A 3,383-nucleotide genomic window follows, 5' to 3' on the forward strand; every position below is an offset into this window, starting at 1 on the left:
AACCTAGACGGCTTTTAAACTATGAGCTGGCAAGCACCCATAGATTCCATGACCCCAATAACGTAGCGTTTGCTGAGACTGGCTATCCATCAATGGAATGATCGTGTTGTCCACGGTTGTCCAGTGTTAGGCGGATAGCTAATATCTAGAATAAACGCCACCGCTTCATCCCGCGCTTCACCCAGCAACACATAGCCAATCAGTACCCAAACCCGAGTCCCATCTTGGCGAATATACTCTTTTTCATAAGAGGTACACCGTCCAGTTTCCTTTGCCTGGGCAATGTTAAGCTCATCTAAGGGGAGATACTCCGGTGGAGTGATATCACGCCAGCACAATCGCCCCCCTTGCAAATCCTCGCGGCTATAGCCGATAATTCCGAGGAAGGTATCATTGGCGTCATGGATTCCCCCATACACATCGCCAAAGAGAATGCCAATTAAATCAGATTCAGCTAATCGCCGCAACCGTTCTTGGCTGGCTTTGAGCGCTTGCTTGGCTTGAAACGATTCTATGGCAATCTCGGCTAAGTGAGTGAATTGGTCGATTAAATTCCAATCCTGGGCGCTGGGATGGCGGGGCGTGGGATAATACATGGCAAAGGTACCCAAGACTTCACCATTGCTGGAGTGCAACGGAATCGACCAACAGGCTGCCAGATTCTCAGATAGGGCAATGTCTTTGTAATCTGCCCAAAGCGGGCTGCTGGCAATGTCACAGACAATCACAGGTTCATCGCGATAAGCCGCTGTGCCACAACTTCCGGCACAAGAACCAATGGCAAAACCGTTAACGGTTAACTGCTGGATAGGTTCAGGTAAACTCCCAGCCGAGCCATAATGCAATGTCCTTTTTTGCTCATCTAACAGCAACACCGCACAAATTGACTCATCCGCGTGGGACTCAATCTGTTGAGTGATAGCATCAAGTATGTTACAGAGGGGAGCATTGGTGGCAATCGCTTCCAGAATCTGCTTCTGTCCCCGGAGTAAGTCTTCTGCCCGTTTGCGATCGCTGATATCGGTGGCGATGGATATGACTGTACGCCTGCCATCTGCAATTTTTCCCAGGGGGGCGGAGCTAAAATCCCAAATTCTCTGGCTACCCTGTTTCGTCGCGATCGCGAATTCTCCCTCATGGATTTTCTCATTCAACTCATACAACCGATCAATCTGCTCTAGCACAACCTGCCGACGTTCGCGATAAGCTTTTTCCATCCAATCTGCTACGGTGGGAATTTCGCTATGAGTATATCCCGTCAATTCTGTCCAGGTTTGGTTGATTTGCAGGATTTCCCCATCTTCGGCGTGAATCACAAGGGGATAAGGGGCATTAATTACCGCTTGTCGGAATCGTGCTTCACTTTGTCGCAGTGCTTCCTCCATCTGCTGGCGCTCGGTGATATCCATGGACATCCCCGCCAATAAACGTTGCCCAGAGGAGGTTTTTAAGGGAAACTTATAGGAGAGCCAATAGTGGATGCCATCCTCGTTTTCTGTGGTTTCTTGCAGCTCAATCGCGTGATCACCCGCTAACGCCTTGACATCATTATCCTGGATTTGTTGGGCGATTGGCTGCGAAAAGAAGTCAAAATCGGTTTTCCCCAGCCAATCCGCCAAAGGGCGATGCCAAGTTTGTTCTACCATCCGGTTCACAAAGATATAGCGTCCTGATTCGTCCTTAATATAGGCGGCGATTGGGCTATAGTTCATAAAATTTTGGAACAGTTCTTGACTTTCCCGCAGTTGGGCTTCCGTCTGCTTCTGCTGGTGAATCTCCGTAGCCGTTCCAAACCATTTGACAATTTGACCGTTGTTATCTCGTAGGGGGAAACCGCGACTCAGATGCCAACGGAATTCCCCCTCGGCATGTCTGATCCGATGCTCGCACTCGTATAGCTCACCCGTTGCCACGGACTGTTTCCAGGCGTCTATTGTCTTTTGCTTATCATCAGGATGCAGTACGGGTTGCCAGCCCCAGCCATGACCATTCTGCTGAGAAATGCCACTGTATTCAGCCCAACGTTGGTTATAATAATCGACTGAACCATCAGCTTCAGCCGTCCACACAATTTGGGGTAGGCTTTCAGCTACCAATCGGAATTTCTCTTCGCTTTCTCTTAAAGCCTCTTGTCCTAATGTGACTTGCTCTCGGGCAACGGTTAAACTAGAGATTGTGGTACTAATAAACAACCCCTCTAGGATAAACAAAAATAACCGCAGGTTTTGTCCTAAATTATCAACCACACAAGAATAGGTTGGCGATAAAAATAGATAACTGCCGCTTAACGCCGCCAAAACCGTTGCCAAGATTCCCGCCGCCCTGCCGCCATACCAGGCACTCACCATTACTGCTGCTAAACATAGCAAAAACGGGCTTTCTAGTTCCCAAAAGGGTGAAAAAAATAGCTGAAGGGAAAGGGCGATGGCTATGGCAAGTATGGAAACACTGTAACGCCATCCCAGGTGACAAAGAGGTTTGATTGAGATCGTAGTGTTCATCAAATCAATTGAGGAAATCTCGCGTGCTGGCAGTTCTTCCAGCTAGCCGGACAATGACCTTGAGTAATTGCCTAGGTTCAACCGGCTTAGAGATGTGCATCTGGAAGCCTGCTGATAGGGCTTGCATGCGGTCTTCTTCTCTAGCATAAGCGGTGACAGCCACCGCTGGCATCTGTCCCCCTTGGGCTGACGGTAACGCCCTGATCTGGCGAATTAGGCTGTAACCATTTTCACCGGGCATACCAATGTCACTCAGTAGCAGATCATATTTCATTTGTTGTAGCCGTTCCAGCGCTTCAGTTGCGGATGCTGTGGCAGTTACCATTGCCCCGTACTGTTCCAGAATGGCGATTAAGAAATCACGGGCATCTGCATCATCATCGACTACTAAGACCCGTATCCGACTTAAGATAGATGCGTCAAAGGTCAAGGATGAATGAATTCCATCGTGAGCATTCATTTTTTTGTTGTCATCATCCAAAAGAGGTAGATTAACAATAAACGTCGCCCCTTGTCCTTCTCCGGGGCTTTCAGCGTGAATCGTACCGCCTTGCCGTGTCACCAGATTTTGCGCGATCGCTAATCCTAATCCTAAGCCGGTTTGTTTTCTGGCGGTGGTGCTATCGGCTTGGCGGAAGCTTTCAAAGATATGAGGTAGATATCCCCTACCCAATCCTTGATATCATGTCCGGTTGAAACAAGGCTCTAGGGCAGAGGGCAGAAGGTAAGGAGAAGGGTAAGATTACGTCATAAGCGATGGTGAAAGCCCTCGTGATTTATCCGAGGGATGAAACCGAGCAATGTGTTTAGTTTAGCAACTTTAGTTGCTTTTCTTTCTAATCTTAGGTATAATAATAATATGAGAAACAGAGTTTGTAGGTG

The 3,383-nt window shown here is 48.3% G+C and carries 2 protein-coding genes; both read right to left on the reverse strand.

Annotation, left to right across the window (positions count from 1 at the left end; all coding sequences use genetic code 11):
• Positions 1 to 89: 89 nt before the first annotated feature.
• A complete protein-coding gene (locus RLO19_RS12795; protein ID WP_446356903.1) occupies positions 90 to 2,501 on the reverse strand; it encodes a PAS domain S-box protein in 2,412 nt (803 codons plus the stop codon).
• 4 nt (positions 2,502 to 2,505) lie between these two features.
• Positions 2,506 to 3,174, reverse strand: coding sequence for a response regulator (locus RLO19_RS12800; protein WP_446356905.1), 669 nt, complete (start codon positions 3,172 to 3,174; stop codon positions 2,506 to 2,508).
• Positions 3,175 to 3,383 lie beyond the last annotated feature (209 nt).

Origin of the sequence: Coleofasciculus sp. G2-EDA-02, from assembly GCF_040226375.1 — a bacterium.
Taxonomy (GTDB): Bacteria; Cyanobacteriota; Cyanobacteriia; order Cyanobacteriales; family Coleofasciculaceae; genus Coleofasciculus.

Excerpts from the sequence above, each read along its gene's own strand:
- RLO19_RS12795 (WP_446356903.1), bottom strand. The coding sequence starts at position 2,501 with ATGAACACTACGATCTCAATCAAACCTCTTTGTCACCTGGGATGGCGT.